Genomic DNA, 18,592 nt, shown 5'->3' with positions numbered 1-18,592 from the left:
GAAAAGTGCCTCGGCGGAACGCTGCGCCGCGTGATGCTCAGTTCGCGAAGCATGCGAGCAAGTTGTCCACGATGGCTTCGACACCCATGCTGACCGGGTCCTGGCACGGCAGCTGCAGCAGATCACTGATCCGCTGGCAGGCCGCCAGCGCTTCTGGCGCCGGCATGCCGGAAGTGTTGAGCGCGACACCGACCGCCTGGACCGCCGGGTTGGTCAGGCGTGCGGCGGCGAGGTTGGCTTCCAGACAATGTTGCAACTCGGGCAACGGGTAATCGGGCAGACCGCGCATGTGACGCCGGGTCGGTTCGTGGCACAACACCAGCGCGTCGGGCTGGGCGCCATGCAGCAGGCCGAGCGACACGCCGGCGTAGGAAGGATGGAACAGCGAGCCCTGGCCCTCGATCAGGTCCCAGCCGTCGTCGCTGCGGGCCGGCGAGATCCATTCGACGGCGCCCGAGATGAAATCGGCGACCACCGCATCGACCGGTACACCCGCGCCGGCGACGAAGATGCCGGTCTGGCCGGTGGCGCGAAAATCCGCCGCGCAGCCGCGCTGACGCATGGCGCGCTCCAGCGCGAGCGTGGTGTACATCTTGCCGACCGAGCAGTCCGTGCCCACCGTCAGCAACCGCCGGCCGGCGCGCGGGCGGCCGTTGCCGACCGGAATGCCCGGCGCAGGATCGCGCGCATCGAACAGCACGCGGCCGTTGCGCCGCGCGGCCGCCACAATGTCCGGATTTCCACGCAACTTCTGGTGCAGGCCGGCAACCACGTTGAGGCCGGCATCCAGCGCCGCGATGGCGTCGGCAACGATCTCCGGCGCCATCACGCCACCGGCGTTCGCGGTGCCGATCATCATGGTATTCGCGCCGCTGGCCCTGGCTTCGGCCATGCTGATGTCAGGCAGACCCAGCGTCGGCTTGCAGTCGCGGTGGCGGTACTGGCCGACACACCATTCCGGGCGCCAGTAAGCCACGCCTCTGGCCGTCTTGATGGCCAGATCGTCGGTCGGGTTGCCCAGGTACAGCAGGTAAGGCGGACCCCAGTTGGCAGGCGGGATGGCATCGCCATGGTTTGGCATGAAAGGCTTGCTCCACTTGGCGGCCGTGCCGTCGACCAGATGAGAGTGCCTGCGCCGGGGCGTGGTCCGGTGAGCCTCGACCGGCGACAGACAGGCGAAATGCGGGGAGACGGACGGCCGCGCCGCTGCCGGATGGCTCGCCGGCAGCGCGCGGCATTCCGTCGGCCATGCCGGCCGGACGGCCGGGCCTCAATGGATGGTTTTGACCTTGCCCAGTCCGTTGGGGTTGCGCGGATCGCTGGCCGCCGTCTTGACGTCGGTCGTCTTGTCCCAGACCACCACGTTCATGTTGCCCCACGATTCCCTGTCGTTGATTTCGTAGCCCATCGCTTTCAGCTTCGCGAGCACGTCGGCCGGAATGTCGCTGCCGGATTCGATGTCGACGCGGTCGGGCATGAATTGATGGTGGATGCGCTTCTGCGCGGTGATCTCGCCGGCGTTCTTGCCGTCGATGAAGGCGAGGATGCCGGCAAACACCTGGGTGATGATGGTCGAGCCGCCGGGCGAGCCGATCACGGCCAGACGATCCTTGCCGATGACGAAGGTGGGCGACATCGACGACAGCATCCGCTTGCCGCCGACCGGTGCGTTGGCGGTGCCGCCAAGCAGGCCGAACGCATTGGGCTGGCCGGACACCAGGGCGAAATCGTCCATCTCGTTGTTCAGCAGCACGCCGGTCTTGCCGGCAACGAAACTCGAACCCAGGGTGGTGTTCACCGTGGCGGTCATCGACACCATGTTGCCGTCCTTGTCGACGATCGAGTAATGCGTGGTGTGCATGCCGGGACTCTTCGCCTTCACCGACGGCAACCAGGCGGATTTGGTGGCCTGGTCGGGCAGGATGCTCTGGCGCAGGCCATCGGCGTAATACGGCGAGAGCAGCATATCCAGCGGCATCTTCACGAAATCGGGATCGCCCAGATACTGGTTGTGATCGCGGAAGGCGCGGCGCATCGCCTCGACGAGGTAATGGATGCGATGCGCCTCGTCGAAGCTCTTCAGGTCGAGCGGCGCGATGATGTTCAACATTTCGGCAATGGCCACGCCACCGGAGGACGGTGGCGGTGCGGTGATCACCTTGTAGCCGGCGTAATTGAGCTCGATCGGCGCCCGCTCCTTCGCCTGATAGCTGGCCAGATCGGCAAGCGTCCAGGTGCCGCCGGCGGCCTTGACCGCCCGGACCATCTCTTTCGCTACCGCGCCCTTGTAGAAACCATCGGCCCCTCGTGCAGCCATGGCCTTCAGCGTCGCGGCCTGACCCGGATCGCGGAAGATGCCGGTCTCCTGTGGCGCCTTGCCGCCGGGCAGGAACTTGCTGGCCGAGGCCGGGTAGCGGCCCAGCACCTCAGCCTTGCGACCGATCGAACGGACCAGCGCGCCGGTGGGATGAAAGCCCTCGTCGGCCAGCCGGATCGCCGGCTGCAGCGACGTCGCCAGCGGCAGTTTTCCGTACTTGCCGGCCATGTACGCCAGACCGGCCGGCATGCCGGGAATACCGGCGGCGAGTGGACCGTTTTCCGAGGCATCCCGGTTGGGGGTGCCATCGGCATTGAGATAGTGGGCTTCGCTGACGGCCTGCGGCGCCATTTCGCGCGCATCGATGAAGGTGTCCTTGCCGGTGGCCGCATCGTGGATCAGGGCCAGGAAGCCGCCGCCGATACCAGAGGCTTCCGGCTGCACCACCGACAGCGACGTGGCTACCGCAATCGCCGCATCGACCGCATTGCCACCCTTGGCGAGGGTTTCGAAACCGGCTTCGGTGGCCAGGGCATTCGCGCTGGCGATCGCGGCGGTGGCTGTTGTCGCGGTTCGGGGTGCCGCGCCGTTCTGTGCGTACGCCAGCACGCTGAACGCGGCGATCGCCACCACCAGGACGGGGCGGTACCACCGCAACGTGCGGCGGTTCGGTGTCGTCCGGCCGGCAGGCTTGGCAAGGGGTCGCAGCGTGTTTCGATCGGACATTCGTTCACCCTCCACGGGATGGGTCGAGCATGGTTACAGGCAGGCGGCGGCTACCCATGAAAGACCGCCGCGTTGCATGACTGACGGTCGTGGCTGTCTGCGTATCGCAGCGAAAGCCCCGGCAAGGGCCGGAGCTTTCGCTGCGTCAGCGCTGACCGGATCTACCAGTGGTACTGGACTTTCCCGTACACGAACGCGCCCTGGAAGCCGAACGGCGAGCTCGACGAATACGGGAACGCGCCGTTCTGGTCGCTGTTCTGGCGCACCTTGTCGGGATAGGTGTTGAGCACGTTGTCGCTGCCGACGGTGAACGTCCAATTGTCGAGGCTGTAGTTCGCCGCCAGGTCGATCAGCCATTTGTGCGGATACACCTGATCGTCCAGGTAGCTGGTCGAGCCGTACGTGGTGATGCGGCCATAGCGCGTCGCGGTGGCCGTCACGCCCCAGCGGCCCAGGTTGTACGTCTCGGTCAGGATCACCTTGCTGCGCGGCGCGGTGTCGGCCAGCAGGCCCTTCGTGGCGCTGCGGTTGAGGCGCAGGAAGATGGCCCCCAGCGAATCGAGCACAGCGGGATTCGGGCGAACGTCGGTGACCTTGTTCTTGTTGTAGGTCGCCGAGAGCGTGGTCATCAACGAACCGCCGTTGGCGAAGTCGCTGCTGTAACTGGATACCCAGTCGATACCCTGGCTGCGTACGCTGCCGGCGTTGGTGAAGTAGGAAATGCCGCTGTACTGCAGGTTGGCCACGCCATTGGCGGCCAGATAGTCCTTCACGGCCGGCGTTGAGGTGGAAAGCGTGCTCGACAGTGCAATGCGGTCGTTGACGGTGATCTGGTAGGCATCGATGCTCAGGCTGAGCGCATCGGTCGGATTCCACACCATGCCGAACGTGTAATTGCGCGATTTTTCCGGCTTCAACGGCTCACTGCCGAGCAGCCTGGCGATGGGGTTGTCCACCGGCACCAGCCCGCGCAGGTAGATGCCCGGCGGCAGGCCCAGCGAGTTGCCGGCACCGAAGGAGGCCGAGGTGGTCTCCGAATAATGCTGCTGCCCCAGCGTCGGTGCGCGGAAGCCGCTCGAGGCGCTGCCACGCAAGGCGAACGTGTCGGTGAAGTCGAAACGCGCCGACAGCGCGCCGGACGTGGTGGTGCCGAAGTCCGAATAATCCTCGTGGCGCGCTGCGAGGGAAACGCCCAGCCTGTCCGTGAGGTTGGTTTCCAGCTGCACGTACTCGGCGATGTCGGTCCGGGCTACCGACATCGCGTCCTGCGGCCCCCAGCCGGCAAAGCCCTGGGCGCCGCCGCGCACGCCGGACGTGCCGACATAGTACGAAGCCGGCTCGCCTGCCTCGACGTTGTAGGCCTGGCGCAACCATTGCGTGCCGAAGGACACCGTCACCGGATTGGGCAGCCAGCTGACGGCCATCTCCTTGGAAATGTCGATGTCGAAGGTCTGCTGCGTCGCCGTCAGGGTGCCATCGTGGAAGTCGGTGGGGCTGCTGCCGAAATCATTCAGCCAGGCATAGTTCGTGCTGTTGAGGGTGCTGTAGAAAACCCGGTTGCCGCCGTAGTTCGCGCTGACGTCCCAATGCCAGCCGTTCACCGCCCCGCGCAGTCCGGCGACCAGGGAGCGGTCGATCGAGACGCCGTGCTCCTTCGGCAGAAAGCCGTCCGGGTAGACCAGTCCGATCAGCGCGTTGTTCGGGCTCGGGGTGTTGGTGCCGTAGCGGAAGAATCCGCGCGGCTCGCCGACGCGGCGTCCGTAGTGCCCGAACGCGTAGAACTCCACCCCGGGGGTGATGTCGTATTGCGTGTTGAGGAACAGGTTCTGATTCTTGAACGACACCACGCCGTAGCTGAATTTCGGACCCAGATGAGTGAAGCCGGGCCGGCGGTCCACGCCAGCGCGGTTGGCGGGGCTCTGGTTGCTCTTCTCCATGGCGAAGCGCATCCAGCCCTTGTCGCCGCCGAGCGGGAAACCGAAGCTGGTCGAGCCCTGCCATTGCCGGCCGTCACCGGCTGAATACTGCCCGCCGGTGGCTTGCACGTTGCCGCCTTCCGCGCCTTTTTTCAGGATGATGTTGATGACGCCGGCCAGCGCGTCCGAACCGTACTGCGCCGAGGCGCCGTCTCGCAGCACCTCGACATGGTCGATGGCGGACATCGGGATCGTGTTGAGGTCGATGCCCTGCGAGCCCTGACCGATCTGGCCCAGACTCAGCAACAGCGCGCCGGAGTGCCAGCGCTTGCCGTTCACCAGCACCAGTACCTGGTCCGGCGACAGGCCACGCAACTGGAACGGTCGCTGGAATGCGAAGGTGTCCGAGGCGGGCGCAAACGGGAAGTTCAGCGACGGAATGGCGCGCGCGAGCGCCTGGGTCAGGTCGATCGTGCCGGTCTGTTTCAAAACGTCGGCGGAGATCACGTCGATCGGCGTCAACGATGAGCTTTCCGTGCGGTTGCCGGCGCGTGTGCCGGTTACCACCACCGGGCCCAGGTTCTTCGCCTTGGCCGGTGTCGCGGCAGGTGTCGTGGCCGTTGCATCGCCCGATGTCGGCGGGCTCGCATTCTGCGCCGCCGCCATGTTGGTGAGTGCAAGCAGTACCGCAACAGCCAGCAAGGTCGGAGTGATCCGACCGGGACGCTTGTTCATGAAATTCCCCCCAAGTGTTTTGCCGCAACAAGACCGCCGCAGGCCACAGCGCTCGCATGGCTTTGCCCGTCGACGGATGTACCCCAGTAGATGTTCCCGAAATCTGCCTCGACCGCGAACCAGTCCCCGCTGGCGATCGTGGTGTCACCGTTCTGCGTGGCGATCGCCACCGAGAGCACGGGCCGGCATGGCTGCAAGGCACTGCGGTACGGTCTTGTCCCGCAGGCCGACTCTGCACATGGTGGCGACGTGTTTCGATCGGACATTCGTTCCCCCTCGCAGCACGAGGTTGAGCATAGACACAGGCATGCGAAAGCCACCAATGAAAAGACCGGCACTTGGCATAACTGAAGGTTGTGGACGCCTCAGTCTCGAACGGGCGGGCGCGATGTCTTCGCTTCAGGCCGGCGCCAGCATCTGCCGGGCAAGCTGGCGCACCAGGTCGAGGAAACGTTTCTGCACCGGGTTCAGCGGACTGTCCACCCGGTAGACCGCGTAAAGCACGATGTCCAGCTGCAGCTTCAGCGGACGGGTCTGCACGGTTTCCCCCCTGCCCCGCGACGCCGTGAACGGATCGACCAGGGCCAGGCCTTCGCCTTGCGCGACGAGTGAATACGCCAGCTGATAGGTCTGCACCCAGATCGAGGTCTGCGGCGCCGGGTCGACCTGGGTCAGATGGTTCTGCAGCATGCGGCCCAGCGCGTCCTGCATGGCGATGCCGATCATGGGCTGGCCGGCCAGCGCGGCCACCGGCAATGGCTGCGCCAGCTCCGCGGCCGACCACCAGCCCGGCGGCGCGATGACCATGACATGACCGTGGCACAGCGGTTCCTGGCGCAACCCCGGGTGGCCGGCGTCCTGCAGCGTGAGGCCGATGTCGGCCTCGTGGAGCATCAGCGACTCGCACATCTCCGCCGAGTGCTGGGTGAACAGTTCCGCGGTCGTGCCCGGGAAAGCCTTGCGCAACAGGGTGGTCGCGTCGGGTACCAGCGCCTGCGCCAGGGTCGGCGTGCACGTCACCCGCAACGGATAGCTTTCCGCCCGGCCGATGTTCGCGGTGAGCCGCTGCAGGTCGTGCAGGTCCTGGATGATCTTCTCGACGCGGTGGCGCAACAGCAGCGCCTCCTGGGTCGGCTGCAGACGCCCGCGCACGCGGCTGAACAAGGCGAAGCCGAGTTGCTGTTCGGCGTGCTGCAAGGCCTTGCTGGCGGCTGGCTGCGAGATATTCAGGAGGTCGGCCGCACCGGTCAGGCTACCGGTGGTCAGCACGGCGTGAAACAGTTCGATATGGCGCAGACGCATGCCGGATTTCGCCCCTTGCGCCACGACGGCGATGGTGCCCGAGTGCACCATAGGCTCTGTTGCGAAGCAAGCTCCCGCGATGGATGCCCGACACCACTCACGAGCGGCAGCTACAGCAGGTGCTCGGCTTCCAGCTCGCTTTTCAGATACGCGTAGTAGATCGGCGCGGCGAGTACGCCGGACAGGCCGAACGCGGCTTCCATCAGCAGCATGGCGACCAGCAGCTCCCACGCGCGGGCACGGATCTGCGTGCCGACGATGCGTGCATTGAGGAAGTACTCGAGCTTGTGGATCAGGACCAGGAACACCAGCGCGGCGATGCCCACGCCCAGCGAGACCGACAACCCCGCGATGGCGATCGCGGTGTTGGAGATCAGGTTGCCGACCACCGGCAGCAAGCCGACCACGAAGGTCACCACCACCAGCGTCTTGGCCAGCGGCACGTGGATGCCCATCAGCGGCAGCACGCCGAGCAGGAAGATCGCGGTGAACAAGGTGTTGATCAGCGAGATCTTGATCTGCGCGAACACGATGTTGTGGAACGCCTCGGCCAAGCGCTGGCAGCGCAGGCTGAGCGCCCCCGCCAACGGCCCCATCTGGTGCGCCGGCCGGGTCCGGCTGAGCGCCACGATCGCGCCCAGCACCAGGCCGATGATGATGTGCACGAACACCCGCACCGCGCCCTTGCCGGCCAGCTGCAGAGTGGCCGCATGCTTGCGCGCCAGCTCGATCGCGCCTACGCGCAGGTCGTCGACGCTGTCGGGCAGGTTGTTCACCAGGATCGGCGGCAGCTGCTGGCGCGCCTTCTCCACCAACGGCATCAGCTGTTGTTGCCACAGCAGCTGCGGATTGCCGATCTCGCTGTGGAACAGGCTGATCGCACCCAGGATCAGCAGGATCAGCAAGCCCACCACGAACGCGCCCAGCACGGCGACCACCACCACCCGCGCGCGGTCGCCGGAAATGCGCCGGCCCAGCAGCGGCACCATCGCCTGCACCAGCTCGAACACCAGCAGGCCGGCCAGCAGCGCCGGCAGCAGATGGATCTCGACGATCAGCAGCAGAGCCGCGGCCGTCAGCAGGTAACTCGCGTAACGGACGGTCGGCGAAAGCTCGCGCAGGGCGGGCAAGGGAGAATCCATGCGGAACGAAGCCGTGGGTGGGTGCGGGGCCGCCAGTCTGTCAGCAGCCCGCCCTTGCTGCCAGCCCTGCCACAGGGCTGTCGTAAACTCCGTTCACTGTTCGCCTCGTCTTGTCGCAAGGATTTCCCGATGCCATTTCGCCTGCCCACGACCCTGCTCGCGCTCGCCCTGCTGGCCGGCTGTGCCACCACGCCGCACCAACCGGTGGCCGTGGCGCCAGCCACGCCGACTGCACAGACGGCGCCGGCCGCCGTCGCTGCCAACGACAACCTCAATGCCGTGGCGTGGAGCCAGACCGCGATCGAGCACGACCTGATCTACCTGCAGACCTATCGCGACGCCCAGGCGCGCCTGCTGGCCGCGCTGCACGACAAGCACTGGGACGCACTGGGCAAGGGCGACCGCACCACCCCGCTCAAGGGCCTGAAGCCGGCGGTGATCCTGGACATCGACGAAACCGTGCTGGACAACTCGCCGTTCGCCGCGCGCATGGTGCAGGGCAACCACGAATACAACGAGGCCGACTGGGCGGCTTGGTGCCGCGAGGAGAGCGCCCGCGCGCTGCCCGGCGCGGTCGAGTTCACCCGGTTCGCCGCGAAGCACGGCGTCGAGGTGATCTACATTTCCAACCGCGCCAGGGACCTGGACCAGGCCACCCTGGCGAACCTGCGCAAGGCCGGGTTTCCGGTCAGCGGCCCGCAATCGTTCCTGGGCCTCGGCACCGTGGTCGAAGGCTGCGAGCAGGCCGGCAGCGAGAAGGGTTGCCGCCGCCAGCTGGTCGCGCAGCATTACCGCGTGCTGATGCAGTTCGGCGACCAGATCGGCGATTTCGTCGACGTCCTCGCCAATACCGCCGACGGCCGCCGCCAGGCCGTCGCCGACTACCTGCCGTGGATCGGCACGCGCTGGTTCGTGCTGCCCAATCCCACCTACGGCTCGTGGGAACCGGCGCTGTTCAACAACGACTGGAGCGCCGCGTCCGAGCAACGGCGTCGACAGAAGATCGATGCGTTGCATGCCCAATGATAAATTTCTATATGAAACATCAGATTGCAATACAAAACAAAAGTATTGCCTCAGCTTTAACGAACAAGTAATATTTCGCCTGCCAACACCTGCTGACCAAAACCTTTGCAGGCAAGGCCATTTCCCTTCCGGCTCTGCCGGACTTCCCCGCGAGGCCCCGTGCCCGCGGGGTTTTCTTTTATGGCATCGCCAAAACTTGCGCCTCGCCCTTGTTTCGACGTCGCCGCGACCCTTACCCTGCGCGATCACCTTGGCCCGCCACCCTCCACCGCGAGAGTCCCCGATGCGCCTCCCCTCCCTTCTTCGCCACGCCATGCTGCCGTTGTTCGCCGCACTGCTGCTGGGCGCCTGCCACGGCAAGGACGATCCCGCGCAACCGGGCGGCAGCACGCCGGAAACGGCGCTGCAGGCCTCGGTCGACCTGCTCAAGGCCGGCGACTTCAACGGCCTGTGGAAGCACACGCTGCCGCCGGCCGACTACGCCAACATGCGCGCCGACTGGCAACTCCAGCAGCGGGATGCGCAGCCGATCAGCGCCGAGGATCGCGCCCGCTTCAACGAGACGATGCAAAAGCTCACCGCGCCGGACGCGGAGAACCAGCTGTACGCCGAACTGCAACCGAAGCTGGTCACCATGGAACAGCAGTACAAGGACCAGCTGCCGGTGCTGATCAGCATCGGCGACGCCATGCTGAAGAGCGCCGTCGCGCAGAGCCGGACCCTCAGCGAGACGCAGAAGACCCAGGCCGGCGGCATGCTCGACGTACTGCTGCCGTGGGCCCAACAGACGCCGTGGTTCGACCAGGCCAGGGCGAAGCAGGCGGTCGGCGTGGCCGTGGCGGCGGCGCGCAAGCTGGACCTGAAGAGTCCCGAGCAGATGCGCGCGATGGATTTCGACACCACGATGGGCAAGTACGCCACCGCCTATGGCGGCCTCAAGCAGCTGCTGGCGATCTACGGCCTGTCGGTGGACAACACGCTGAACTCGGTCAAGCTCACCCCTGTGTCCAACAGCAACGGCCACGCCGTGGTGAAGGTCGACTACACCCTGCTCGGCAAGTCGTTGTCGACCGAGTCGAAACTGGTGCAGGAGGACGGCCGCTGGTACAGCGAGGACCTGCTGCAGAACGCGCGCCGGTCGCACCTGCAGCTGCAGCAGGCGGCCATCGCCAGCGCGCCCGCCACCAGCGCCGGCAGCGTCGTAACGAAAGACTGAACGAAGCAACCGTTAGAATGGACGGATGCACATGACTACCACCGCGGACTCCCCTGCCCGCCAACGCGCCCCCTGGTGGTTCAACCTGGCCGGCCAATTGCTGCAGCCATGGGTGCGCATTCGCCGCGACCCGGCCGAACCGACCAGCCTGCTGCAGGCCGGCGTGCCGGTCTGCTACGTGATCGAGCGCGATGGTTTTTCCGATGCGCTGATCCTGCAGCGTGCCTGCCGCGAAGCCGGCCTGCCCAATCCGATGCAGCCGCTGGCCGGCACCCGCCGGCGGCGCTCGGTATTCGCGCTGGCCCGGCGCGACGGCAGGCTGCTCGGTCGCAACCGCAAGCGCAACCCGAACGAACCGCTGCGGCAACTGGTGCATTCGCTGGAAGGCATGCCCGAGCGCGACATCCAGATCGTGCCGGTGTCGATCTACGTGGGCCGCGCGCCCAGCCGCGACAGCGGCTGGTTCCGCGTGCTGTTCTCGGAAAACTGGGTGATGGTCGGCCGCTTCCGCCGGATGCTGGCGCTGCTGCTGAACGGGCGCGACACCGTGGTGCACTTCTCCGCGCCGGTATCGCTGCGCCTGATGCTGGACGAATCCGGCGGGATCACCCCGGAGCGCTTCGCGCGCAAGGTCGCGCGGGTACTGCGCACCCACTTCCGCCGCATCCGCGCCGCGGTGATCGGGCCGGACCTGTCGCACAAGCGCACCGTGGTCGACGCGGTGCTGAATGCCGAACCGGTGCGCGCGGCGATCGCCGCCAGCGCCGCCAAGGAAAAGACCAGCCACACCAAGGCCTGGCGCAAGGCGCACCAGTTGGCGCTGGAGATCGCCGCCGATTATTCGCACCCGGTGGTGCGCTCGGCCTCGTTCCTGCTCGGCAACTTCTGGAACAAGCTGTACGACGGCATCTCGATGCACCACTTCGACAAGGCACGCGCCACCGCGCCCGGCCATGAAGTGATCTACGTGCCCTGCCACCGCAGCCATGCCGACTACCTGCTGATGAGCTACCAGCTGCACGTGTCCGGCGTGGTGGTGCCGCACATCGCGGCAGGCGTGAACCTCAACCTGCCGGTGATCGGTCCGATCCTGCGCCGCGGCGGCGCGTTCTTCCTGCGCCGCAGCTTCAAGGGCAACGCGCTGTACTCGGTGGTGTTCAACGAGTACGTGGCGCAGCTGATCGACCGCGGCGTGCCGATGGAATACTTCATCGAGGGGGGCCGCTCGCGTACCGGCCGCCTGCTCGCCCCGCGTGCCGGCATGCTGGCGATGACGGTGCGCGCATTCCTGCGCGCGCCGCGCCGGCCGGTGCTGTTCCAGCCGGTGTACATCGGCTACGAGAAGCTGATGGAGGGCAAGTCCTACATCGGCGAACTCAGCGGCCAGCCGAAGGAGAAGGAATCGCTGATCGGCCTGCTGCGCGGCCTGAAGGTGCTGCGCCAGCGCTATGGCCACGTGGCGCTGAACTTCGGCGAGCCGATCGAGCTGACCCCGCTGCTGGACGCGGCCAGCGCCGACTGGCGCGCCGCCGGCGCCGATCCCGAGGCGAAGCCGGAGTGGCTGAACGCGGTGACCGACCGCCTCGCCGAGCAGATCCAGATCAACATCAACCGCGCCGCCGACGTCAATCCGATCAATCTGTTGGCGCTGGCCCTGCTGGCCACGCCGAAGCACGCGATGGCCGAGAGCGACCTGCTGACCCAGCTTGAGCTGAGCAAGACGATGCTGGAGGAGCTGCCGTATTCGGACCGGGTCACGCTGACCCCGATGAACCCGGCCGCGATCATCGCCTACGGCGAGCAGATGGGCTGGATCCAGCGCGTGCAGCACCCGCTGGGCGACGTGCTCACCGCCACCGGCGAACGCGCAGTGCTGCTCAGCTACTTCCGCAACAACGTGCTGCACCTTGCCGCCACCGCCGCGTGGGTGGCCTGCTGCTTCCTCAACAACCGGCGCATGTCGCGCGCCTCGATCCTGCGGCTGGGCCGGATCATCTACCCGTTCATCCAGGGCGAGCTGTTCCTGCCGTGGGATGCTGATGGCTTCGTGGAACAACTGCAGGCGACCATCGACTTCTTCGTGCGCCGCGGCCTGCTCGAAGCGGTCAGCGAGGGCCGCGTGCTGGAGCGCAGCCCCGGCCAGGACGACGGCGCCTTCCAGCTCAAGGTGATCGCGCGCAGCCTGATCCAGGCGTTCGAGCGCTACTACATCACCATCGCCGCGCTGGCCAAGAACGGCCCGCACACGATGAGCGGCGCCGAACTCGAGAACGCCTGCACGCTCACCGCGCAGCGACTGTCCCTGCTCAACGAACTGTCCGCGCCGGAATTCTTCGACAAGGCGCTGTTCCGCGGCTTCATCCAGAAGCTGCGCGAGCGCCGCATCGTGTGGACCGACGACGCCGGCAAGCTCGACTACGACGCCGCACTGGAAGGCATGGTGCGCGACGCGCGGGTGATCCTGTCGCGCGAGGTGCGCCATTCGATCCTGAAGATCACCCCCGGCGGCAACGACAAGGAATCCGTCGCGGGCGAAGCCCCGAGCGGGGACGTGCCCGGGACCGCGACACCGCCGCAGGCCACGCCGACGCGTCGCGGCGCTGACGAAGTACCTGCGGACGCCTCCAGCGCGGACCTGCACCGACGGCACGTCGATGCCGAACACGAGGTGCACGCGCATGCCGCCGTTGATGCCGGTACCGATACCGATGCCGCCGAACAACCCAGGCAATCCGATCTTCCCCTCTAAGTCATGCCGGCCCGAACACGGCCGGTCACCCGGTAGCATGCAGGCATGAGCGAACACTCCCCCAAGAACACGCCGGACCCGACCACCCACTTCGGCTTCCGCGACGTGCCGGTCGGCGACAAGCAGAAGCTGGTCGGCCAGGTATTCACCTCGGTCGCACGCAGCTACGACCTGATGAACGACCTGATGTCATTCGGCATCCACCGGCTGTGGAAGCGTCACTTCGTTGCGATCAGCGGCGTGCGCCGCGGCGACCGCGTGCTGGATCTCGCCGGCGGCACCGGCGACATTGCCGCGCTGATGAAACCGGTGGTCGGCGACGAGGGCGAGGTGGTGGTCGGCGACATCAATGCGGCGATGCTCGGCGTCGGCCGCGACCGCCTCACCGACCGCGGCCTGGTGGCCGGCCTGCGCTGGGCTCAGCTCAACGCCGAGGCGCTGCCGTTCCCGGACAACAGCTTCGATGCGGTGACCATGGCGTTCGGCCTGCGCAACGTCACCGACAAGGACAAGGCGCTGGCCGACATCTGCCGCGTGCTGAAGCCCGGCGGCCGCGCGCTGGTGCTGGAGTTCTCGCGCGTGCAGAACGAACTGTTCGGCAAGCTGTACGACTTCCACTCGTTCAAGATCCTGCCGAAGCTGGGCCAGCTGTTCGCCGGCGACGCCGACAGCTATCAGTACCTGGCCGAGTCGATCCGCAAGCATCCGGATCAGGCAACCCTGAAAGGCATGATGGAACGCGCCGGCTTCGGCCGCGTCGAGGTGCGCAACCTCACCAACGGTGTCGTGGCGATCCATCGCGCGTACAAGTTCTAGCGCCCCGTCTGCAGCATCGGCCTGCGGTCGAGGCGTCATTGCCGCCGCCCTGATCCAGATCAGTGGCTGGCCGCGCGGTGCGGCGTATGTTTGGGCTCCCTTTCCTGCGAGCCCGCATCATGTCCATCGACATCGTTTCCGAACAGAACGTGCACCTCTTCGACGCGCGCGGCGTGGCGCGACGCTTCCGCCACTCGGCCATCTTCGGGGCGATCAGCGTACTGCGCTCGGGCGAGACGATGCGCTTCGTCAACGACCACGATCCGATCCCGCTGATCGCCCAGTTGCGCGAGCGTCTCGGCGACAACCTCACGGTGACCTATCGCCAGCGCGATGCCGACGCAGTGATGATCGACTTCGGCATCACCGGCCTGCCGGTCGAGTGAGCGACCCCGGCGCATGAACTATCCCGCGTTCTACGAGCAGGCACCGCGCATCCGGATGCGCGATCCGCTGGCCGCGTTTCTCGGCGCCGCCGAAGACGGCCTGCTGGAATATTCCTACATCGATGCGGTGCGCCTGGCCGGACACTCCTGTCCCACCGTGGCCGGCGCCTGGCTGATGGCACGCACGGCGCTGCACGCGCTGTACCCGGACGAGCCGGCCGAGCGCGGCGGCATCGCGGTGCGCATGCCGGCCGCCGAGGACGAAGGCGTCACCGGCGTCATCGCGCAGGTGCTGACCCTGATCACCGGCGCCGCCGCCGGCAATGGCTTCCACGGCATCGGCGGCCGCTTCGTGCGGCAGTCGCTGCTGGGCTTCTCGGCCGCGTCCGGCGCCACCGCCGTGCAGTTCAGCCGCCGCGACAACGGCGCTGCCGTGGCGGTGGAACTGGACCTGTCCGCGGTACCGTCGGCGCCGAACCTGCGCGAGCTGATGGTCGCCGCGCTTCACCCCGGCGCCACGACGGAGCAACGCGCGGCCTTCGCGCAGGCCTGGCAGGGCCGCGTGCAACGCTTGCTGCTGGATCATGCCGACGACCCGCAGGTGCTGCGGCTCACCCGGCTGAATTGAGCGCCGTTCAAGCGTCGACGATCAGCAGGGTTCCGTGGCTGCCCGGCCGAACCGCGTGGGATACGCCGGCCGGCACCATGTAGAGCTGGCCCGCAATCACCGTGACTGCCTCGCCCGCCACGTCCAGGTGCATTTCGCCGTCGAGCACCAGCAGTCCCTCGGCGTACGCATGCACCTCGTCCGGATAGGCTTGCGCATCCATGCGCATCAGCTTGAGGCTGGCGTCGCCGACGCGCGCCAGCCGCTTCGACCGCCAAGCCTGTTCCAATTGCGCGGCCTGCCGCGCCAAGTCGAAAAGACGATCCATCACGCGCCCCTCAGCATCGCTCGCACGCCTCGGCCGGAGCGACCGGGACGATCGCTGCCGGCACGGCACGCCGCCGCGCGTTCGCCAGCACCACGCCGCCGATGGTGACCGCGCCGCCGATCAGGATCAGCGCGTTCGGCACCTCGTGCAGCCACAGCCAGCCGATCAGCAGCGCGATCGGCGGCGACAGGTAGATGAAGCTGCTGACCTGCGACGCCGACGCGCGGTTCACCGCCATGTTCCAGGCGAGGTAACCGATGAAGGTCGGCGCGATGCCCAGCCACAGCAGCGCGCCGATGTGCGACCACGACGCCGCCGCCAGCGCCTGCGGCAAATGCCAGCCGAACGGCAACGCGCCGAGCGTGCCGGCGAACATCGCAAACGCGGTGACGCCGACCATGCTGCTGCGCGCGAACAGGGCTTTCTGGCCCACGAAGAAGATCGCCGAGACGGCCACGCAGACCAGCACCAGCAAGGCATGGGGATCCACCTCCACCCGCTGCCCGCTGGCCAGCACCACCAGCACCGTGCCGACCAGGGCCAGCGCCAGGCCGATCCAGGTGCGCAGCGTCAGTCGCTCGCCGATCCAGAACGCCGACACTGCCGCCGTGGCGGCCGGCACCAGCGAGATCAGGATCGAGGCGGTGCCGCTGGCGATCCGCGTCTCGGCGTAGTTCAGGCACAGGTGGTAGACGGTGAGGCCAAGCACGCCAAGCAAGGCCAGTTGCGGCCAGTCGCGGCGCGCCGGCAGCGGTACGCGCTTCACCCGCAGCAACACGGCAAAACACAGCGAGCCGATCAGCAGCCGCGCAAACGCCACCTCGCCGGGAGTAAAGGACGGCAACGCATAGGCGATCGCGGCGTAGGCCGACGACCAGGTAAGCAGGGCAATCGCGATGGCCAGCAGCGCACGGCCATCGAGACGTTCAACGGTATCCATGGGGACGGATTCCTTCAGCGGGGAAGTGCGCATCCTAGTCTTGCCGGTCGCGCCGCGGAATAATGCACCGAATCGTTTTCATGATGTTTCACCAGCGATCGAATCAATCGACGAGGTATTCCGCCGTGGAATCGAAAGTCACCGAAGCCAGGCCCGAGCTGGACGGCAAGGACTGGCAACTGCTGGAAGCGCTGCAACAGGATGCGCGCCTGGGCTACGCCGAGCTGGGCCGCAAGGTGCGCTTGTCCGCGCCGGCGGCGGCCGAGCGGGTGAAGCGGCTGGAGGAAGCCGGCGTGATCAGCGGCTACCGCGCCACGGTCGACCCGAAGCGGCTCGGCTACGGCATCAGCGCGATGATCCGGCTGCGCTGCGACGGCATCACCTGCGCGCGCATCGGCGCCCTGGTGGAAGACATCCCCGAGGTACTCGAATGCCGTCGCCTGGCCGGCGAGGATTCGGCCCTGCTGCATGTGGTGGCGATGTCGATCGGCCATCTCGAGTCCGTGCTCGACCGACTGCTGAAGACCGGCGCCAGCACCAGCACCACCACCCTGATCGTGTTGCAGACGCCGCACGAGAACCGCCCGCTGACCCGCGCGATGTGGAATGCTGCGCGCGCCATGTCGGACGATTGATCCCCTTCCCCTGCCGACTGTTTCGATGACCGACGACAACGACAAGTCCGACAAGAACAGGCTCCCGGAGGCGCCGGCCGACGCACCGCCCGACCCCGAGCGCCGGCGCCTGCTCGGCGGCATCGCGCTGGCCGGCGCCGCGCTCACCCTCGGCGGCTGCAAGCCGTTCGGCGAACGCCCGCCGGCACCCGCAGCCACCGACGCGATGCTCGACGCGCAGCTGCGCCGCCACATCCGGCACGTGGTGGTGCTGTACGCCGAGAACCGCAGCTTCAACAACCTGTTCGCGGGCTTCCCCGGCCTGGCCCAGCCGTTGCAGGCGCTCGACTCGCCCGCCTACCGCCAGCGCGACCGCGACGGCCGCCTGCTGGCGTCGCTGCCGCCGGTCTGGGGCGGACTCGCGCCGCACGCGCAGGTGGTGGACGGCCGCCGCTACCAGCTCGACGAGCACGCGATCACCGACCTGCCGAACCGCCCGTTCGGGCTGCGCGCCGCCGACGGCGCGCCGCTGCCGCACGGCGTGATCACCCGCGACCTGGTGCACCGCTTCTATGAGAACCAGCTGCAGATCAACGGCGGCCGCAACGACGGCTTCGTCGCCTGGGGCAACACCGGCGCGATGGTGATGGGCCACTACACCGACGGCGCGGCGAACCTGCGGCTGTGGCAGCTCGCCCGCCAGTACACCCTGTGCGACAACTTCTTCATGGGCGCCTTCGGCGGCTCGTTCCTCAACCACCAGTACCTCGCCGCGGCGCAGCCGCCGTTCTATCCGCACGCGGACCGCGGCCCGGCGAAATTCCAGATCGCCGAAGTGGAAGGCGACGACCCCACCGGCATCCGCCCGAAGCTGGCCGAGGATTCGCCGGCCAGCGCGATGCAGGGGCGTGCGAAGTTCGCCGCGCGCGACGCGCTCACCCCCGACTTCTGGGCGGTCAACACGATGGGCCCGGCCCACGCGCCGGCGTTCGGCCACGACAAGCGCGACCCGCGCTTCGCCGATCCCGACAGCCCGAGCACCCTGCCCGCGCAGACCCACCGCACCATCGGCGACGCGCTGTCCGAAGCCGGCGTCGACTGGGCCTGGTACGCCGGCGGCTGGCAGCTCGCGCTGGATGGCCATGGCGATGGCGACCATCGCGCGTTTCCGGAAGTGCCGAACTTCCAGGTGCACCATCAGCCGTTCAACTATTTCCGCCAGTTCGCGCCCGGCACGCCGGCGCGCCGGCAGCATCTGCGCGACGCCGGCGTGGGCAGCAGCGCCGACAGCAACCGCTTCCTTGCCGCGGCGGCGACCGGCACGCTGCCGCCGGTGGCGTTCTACAAGCCGCAGGGCGACCTCAACATGCACGCCGGCTATTCCAGCGTGGACGCCGGCGATCGGCACCTGGCGCAAGTGATCGAAGCGCTGCAGGCCAGCCCGCTGTGGCCGAACATGCTGGTGGTGATCACCGTCGACGAGAACGGCGGCTGGTGGGACCACGTGGCACCGCCCAAGGGCGACCGCTGGGGGCCGGGTACACGCATCCCCGCGCTGGTGGTGTCGCCGTTCGCAAAAAAAGGTCACGTCGACCACACCATCTACGACACCGGCTCGATCCTGCGTTTCATCAGCCGCCGCTTCGGCCTGCAGAAGCTGGCCGGCCTGACGCTGCGCGAGGAAGCGATGATCGCCGCCGGCGGCCCGCCACCGGGTGACCTCACCGCCGCGCTGCAATTCGACTGATGCCTTTTCCACCAATTACCCGAGG

Annotated in this window: 15 protein-coding genes; 8 read left to right on the top strand and 7 right to left on the bottom strand. The window is 67.4% G+C overall.

The genetic code is table 11. The annotated features are described in order from the left end of the window. Positions 1 to 37: 37 nt before the first annotated feature. The 5 genes from dgcN to ABD024_RS02125 form a co-directional block, all read right to left on the bottom strand. Positions 38 to 1,081 carry an N-acetyltransferase DgcN gene (gene dgcN / locus ABD024_RS02145; RefSeq protein ID WP_343849145.1) on the bottom strand — a complete coding sequence of 348 codons (1,044 nt, stop codon included), beginning with the start codon at positions 1,079 to 1,081 and terminating at the stop codon, positions 38 to 40. A gap of 189 nt (positions 1,082 to 1,270) precedes the next feature. Beyond that, positions 1,271 to 3,043 carry a gamma-glutamyltransferase gene (gene ggt / locus ABD024_RS02140; RefSeq protein ID WP_343849144.1) on the bottom strand — a complete coding sequence of 591 codons (1,773 nt, stop codon included), beginning with the start codon at positions 3,041 to 3,043 and terminating at the stop codon, positions 1,271 to 1,273. 161 nt (positions 3,044 to 3,204) lie between these two features. Next, the gene (locus tag ABD024_RS02135; protein ID WP_343849143.1) at positions 3,205 to 5,694 is read right to left on the bottom strand and encodes a TonB-dependent receptor plug domain-containing protein; all 2,490 of its coding nucleotides are present in this window, start codon (positions 5,692 to 5,694) and stop codon (positions 3,205 to 3,207) included. 399 nt (positions 5,695 to 6,093) lie between these two features. Next, positions 6,094 to 6,996, bottom strand: coding sequence for a LysR family transcriptional regulator (locus ABD024_RS02130; protein ID WP_343849142.1), 903 nt, complete (start codon positions 6,994 to 6,996; stop codon positions 6,094 to 6,096). 110 nt (positions 6,997 to 7,106) lie between these two features. After that, entirely contained in the window at positions 7,107 to 8,138 is a 1,032-nt protein-coding gene (locus ABD024_RS02125; protein ID WP_343849141.1) for an AI-2E family transporter, read from the bottom strand. 129 nt (positions 8,139 to 8,267) lie between these two features. On the opposite strand from ABD024_RS02125, the gene ABD024_RS02120 reads away from it, so the two are divergent. The 6 genes from ABD024_RS02120 (at position 8,268) to ABD024_RS02095 (ending at position 14,959) form a co-directional block, all read left to right on the top strand. Continuing rightward, positions 8,268 to 9,164, top strand: coding sequence for a 5'-nucleotidase, lipoprotein e(P4) family (locus ABD024_RS02120; RefSeq protein ID WP_343849140.1), 897 nt, complete (start codon positions 8,268 to 8,270; stop codon positions 9,162 to 9,164). A gap of 283 nt (positions 9,165 to 9,447) precedes the next feature. Next, positions 9,448 to 10,380 (top strand): hypothetical protein, encoded by a 933-nt coding sequence (locus tag ABD024_RS02115; protein WP_343849138.1) that lies wholly within the window; start codon positions 9,448 to 9,450, stop codon positions 10,378 to 10,380. Between the two features lie 31 nt (positions 10,381 to 10,411). Then, entirely contained in the window at positions 10,412 to 13,129 is a 2,718-nt protein-coding gene (plsB, locus tag ABD024_RS02110) for a glycerol-3-phosphate 1-O-acyltransferase PlsB (protein ID WP_343849136.1), read from the top strand. 45 nt (positions 13,130 to 13,174) lie between these two features. Further along, positions 13,175 to 13,945 (top strand): bifunctional demethylmenaquinone methyltransferase/2-methoxy-6-polyprenyl-1,4-benzoquinol methylase UbiE, encoded by a 771-nt coding sequence (gene ubiE, locus ABD024_RS02105; RefSeq protein ID WP_343849134.1) that lies wholly within the window; start codon positions 13,175 to 13,177, stop codon positions 13,943 to 13,945. A 119-nt stretch (positions 13,946 to 14,064) separates the two neighbouring features. Next, the gene (locus ABD024_RS02100; RefSeq protein ID WP_343849132.1) at positions 14,065 to 14,331 is read left to right on the top strand and encodes a DUF2249 domain-containing protein; all 267 of its coding nucleotides are present in this window, start codon (positions 14,065 to 14,067) and stop codon (positions 14,329 to 14,331) included. A gap of 13 nt (positions 14,332 to 14,344) precedes the next feature. Next, positions 14,345 to 14,959, top strand: coding sequence for an FmdE family protein (locus ABD024_RS02095; RefSeq protein WP_343849130.1), 615 nt, complete (start codon positions 14,345 to 14,347; stop codon positions 14,957 to 14,959). A 7-nt stretch (positions 14,960 to 14,966) separates the two neighbouring features. On the opposite strand, the gene ABD024_RS02090 is transcribed toward ABD024_RS02095, so the two are convergent. Further along, positions 14,967 to 15,266, bottom strand: coding sequence for a cupin domain-containing protein (locus tag ABD024_RS02090; protein WP_343849128.1), 300 nt, complete (start codon positions 15,264 to 15,266; stop codon positions 14,967 to 14,969). Positions 15,267 to 15,276: 10 nt separating this feature from the next. Next, a complete protein-coding gene (locus ABD024_RS02085; RefSeq protein ID WP_343849126.1) occupies positions 15,277 to 16,206 on the bottom strand; it encodes a DMT family transporter in 930 nt (309 codons plus the stop codon). Between the two features lie 125 nt (positions 16,207 to 16,331). On the opposite strand from ABD024_RS02085, the gene ABD024_RS02080 reads away from it, so the two are divergent. Next, positions 16,332 to 16,841 (top strand): Lrp/AsnC family transcriptional regulator, encoded by a 510-nt coding sequence (locus ABD024_RS02080; RefSeq protein WP_343849124.1) that lies wholly within the window; start codon positions 16,332 to 16,334, stop codon positions 16,839 to 16,841. 25 nt (positions 16,842 to 16,866) lie between these two features. Continuing rightward, the gene (gene acpA / locus ABD024_RS02075; RefSeq protein ID WP_343849122.1) at positions 16,867 to 18,567 is read left to right on the top strand and encodes an acid phosphatase; all 1,701 of its coding nucleotides are present in this window, start codon (positions 16,867 to 16,869) and stop codon (positions 18,565 to 18,567) included. The last annotated feature ends 25 nt before the right edge of the window (positions 18,568 to 18,592 follow it).

The sequence above is a fragment of the Rhodanobacter soli genome (genome assembly GCF_039523495.1).
In the GTDB taxonomy this organism is placed as follows: Bacteria; Pseudomonadota; Gammaproteobacteria; order Xanthomonadales; family Rhodanobacteraceae; genus Rhodanobacter; species Rhodanobacter soli.
The sequence above is the reverse complement of the archived record's forward strand: the minus strand, read 5'-3'. Positions and strand labels throughout refer to the sequence as shown.

Bases quoted from the DNA above. Each gene is read 5' to 3' on its own strand.
- ABD024_RS02130 (WP_343849142.1), bottom strand. From the start codon at position 6,996: ATGCGTCTGCGCCATATCGAACTGTTTCACGCCGTGCTGACCACCGGT.
- ABD024_RS02085 (WP_343849126.1), bottom strand. From the start codon at position 16,206: ATGGATACCGTTGAACGTCTCGATGGCCGTGCGCTGCTGGCCATCGCG.
- ABD024_RS02135 (WP_343849143.1), bottom strand. From the start codon at position 5,694: ATGAACAAGCGTCCCGGTCGGATCACTCCGACCTTGCTGGCTGTTGCG.
- ABD024_RS02115 (WP_343849138.1), top strand. From the start codon at position 9,448: ATGCGCCTCCCCTCCCTTCTTCGCCACGCCATGCTGCCGTTGTTCGCC.
- plsB (WP_343849136.1), top strand. From the start codon at position 10,412: ATGACTACCACCGCGGACTCCCCTGCCCGCCAACGCGCCCCCTGGTGG.
- ABD024_RS02125 (WP_343849141.1), bottom strand. From the start codon at position 8,138: ATGGATTCTCCCTTGCCCGCCCTGCGCGAGCTTTCGCCGACCGTCCGT.
- ABD024_RS02120 (WP_343849140.1), top strand. From the start codon at position 8,268: ATGCCATTTCGCCTGCCCACGACCCTGCTCGCGCTCGCCCTGCTGGCC.
- dgcN (WP_343849145.1), bottom strand. From the start codon at position 1,081: ATGCCAAACCATGGCGATGCCATCCCGCCTGCCAACTGGGGTCCGCCT.
- ggt (WP_343849144.1), bottom strand. From the start codon at position 3,043: ATGTCCGATCGAAACACGCTGCGACCCCTTGCCAAGCCTGCCGGCCGG.
- ABD024_RS02095 (WP_343849130.1), top strand. From the start codon at position 14,345: ATGAACTATCCCGCGTTCTACGAGCAGGCACCGCGCATCCGGATGCGC.
- ABD024_RS02090 (WP_343849128.1), bottom strand. From the start codon at position 15,266: ATGGATCGTCTTTTCGACTTGGCGCGGCAGGCCGCGCAATTGGAACAG.
- acpA (WP_343849122.1), top strand. From the start codon at position 16,867: ATGACCGACGACAACGACAAGTCCGACAAGAACAGGCTCCCGGAGGCG.
- ubiE (WP_343849134.1), top strand. From the start codon at position 13,175: ATGAGCGAACACTCCCCCAAGAACACGCCGGACCCGACCACCCACTTC.
- ABD024_RS02100 (WP_343849132.1), top strand. From the start codon at position 14,065: ATGTCCATCGACATCGTTTCCGAACAGAACGTGCACCTCTTCGACGCG.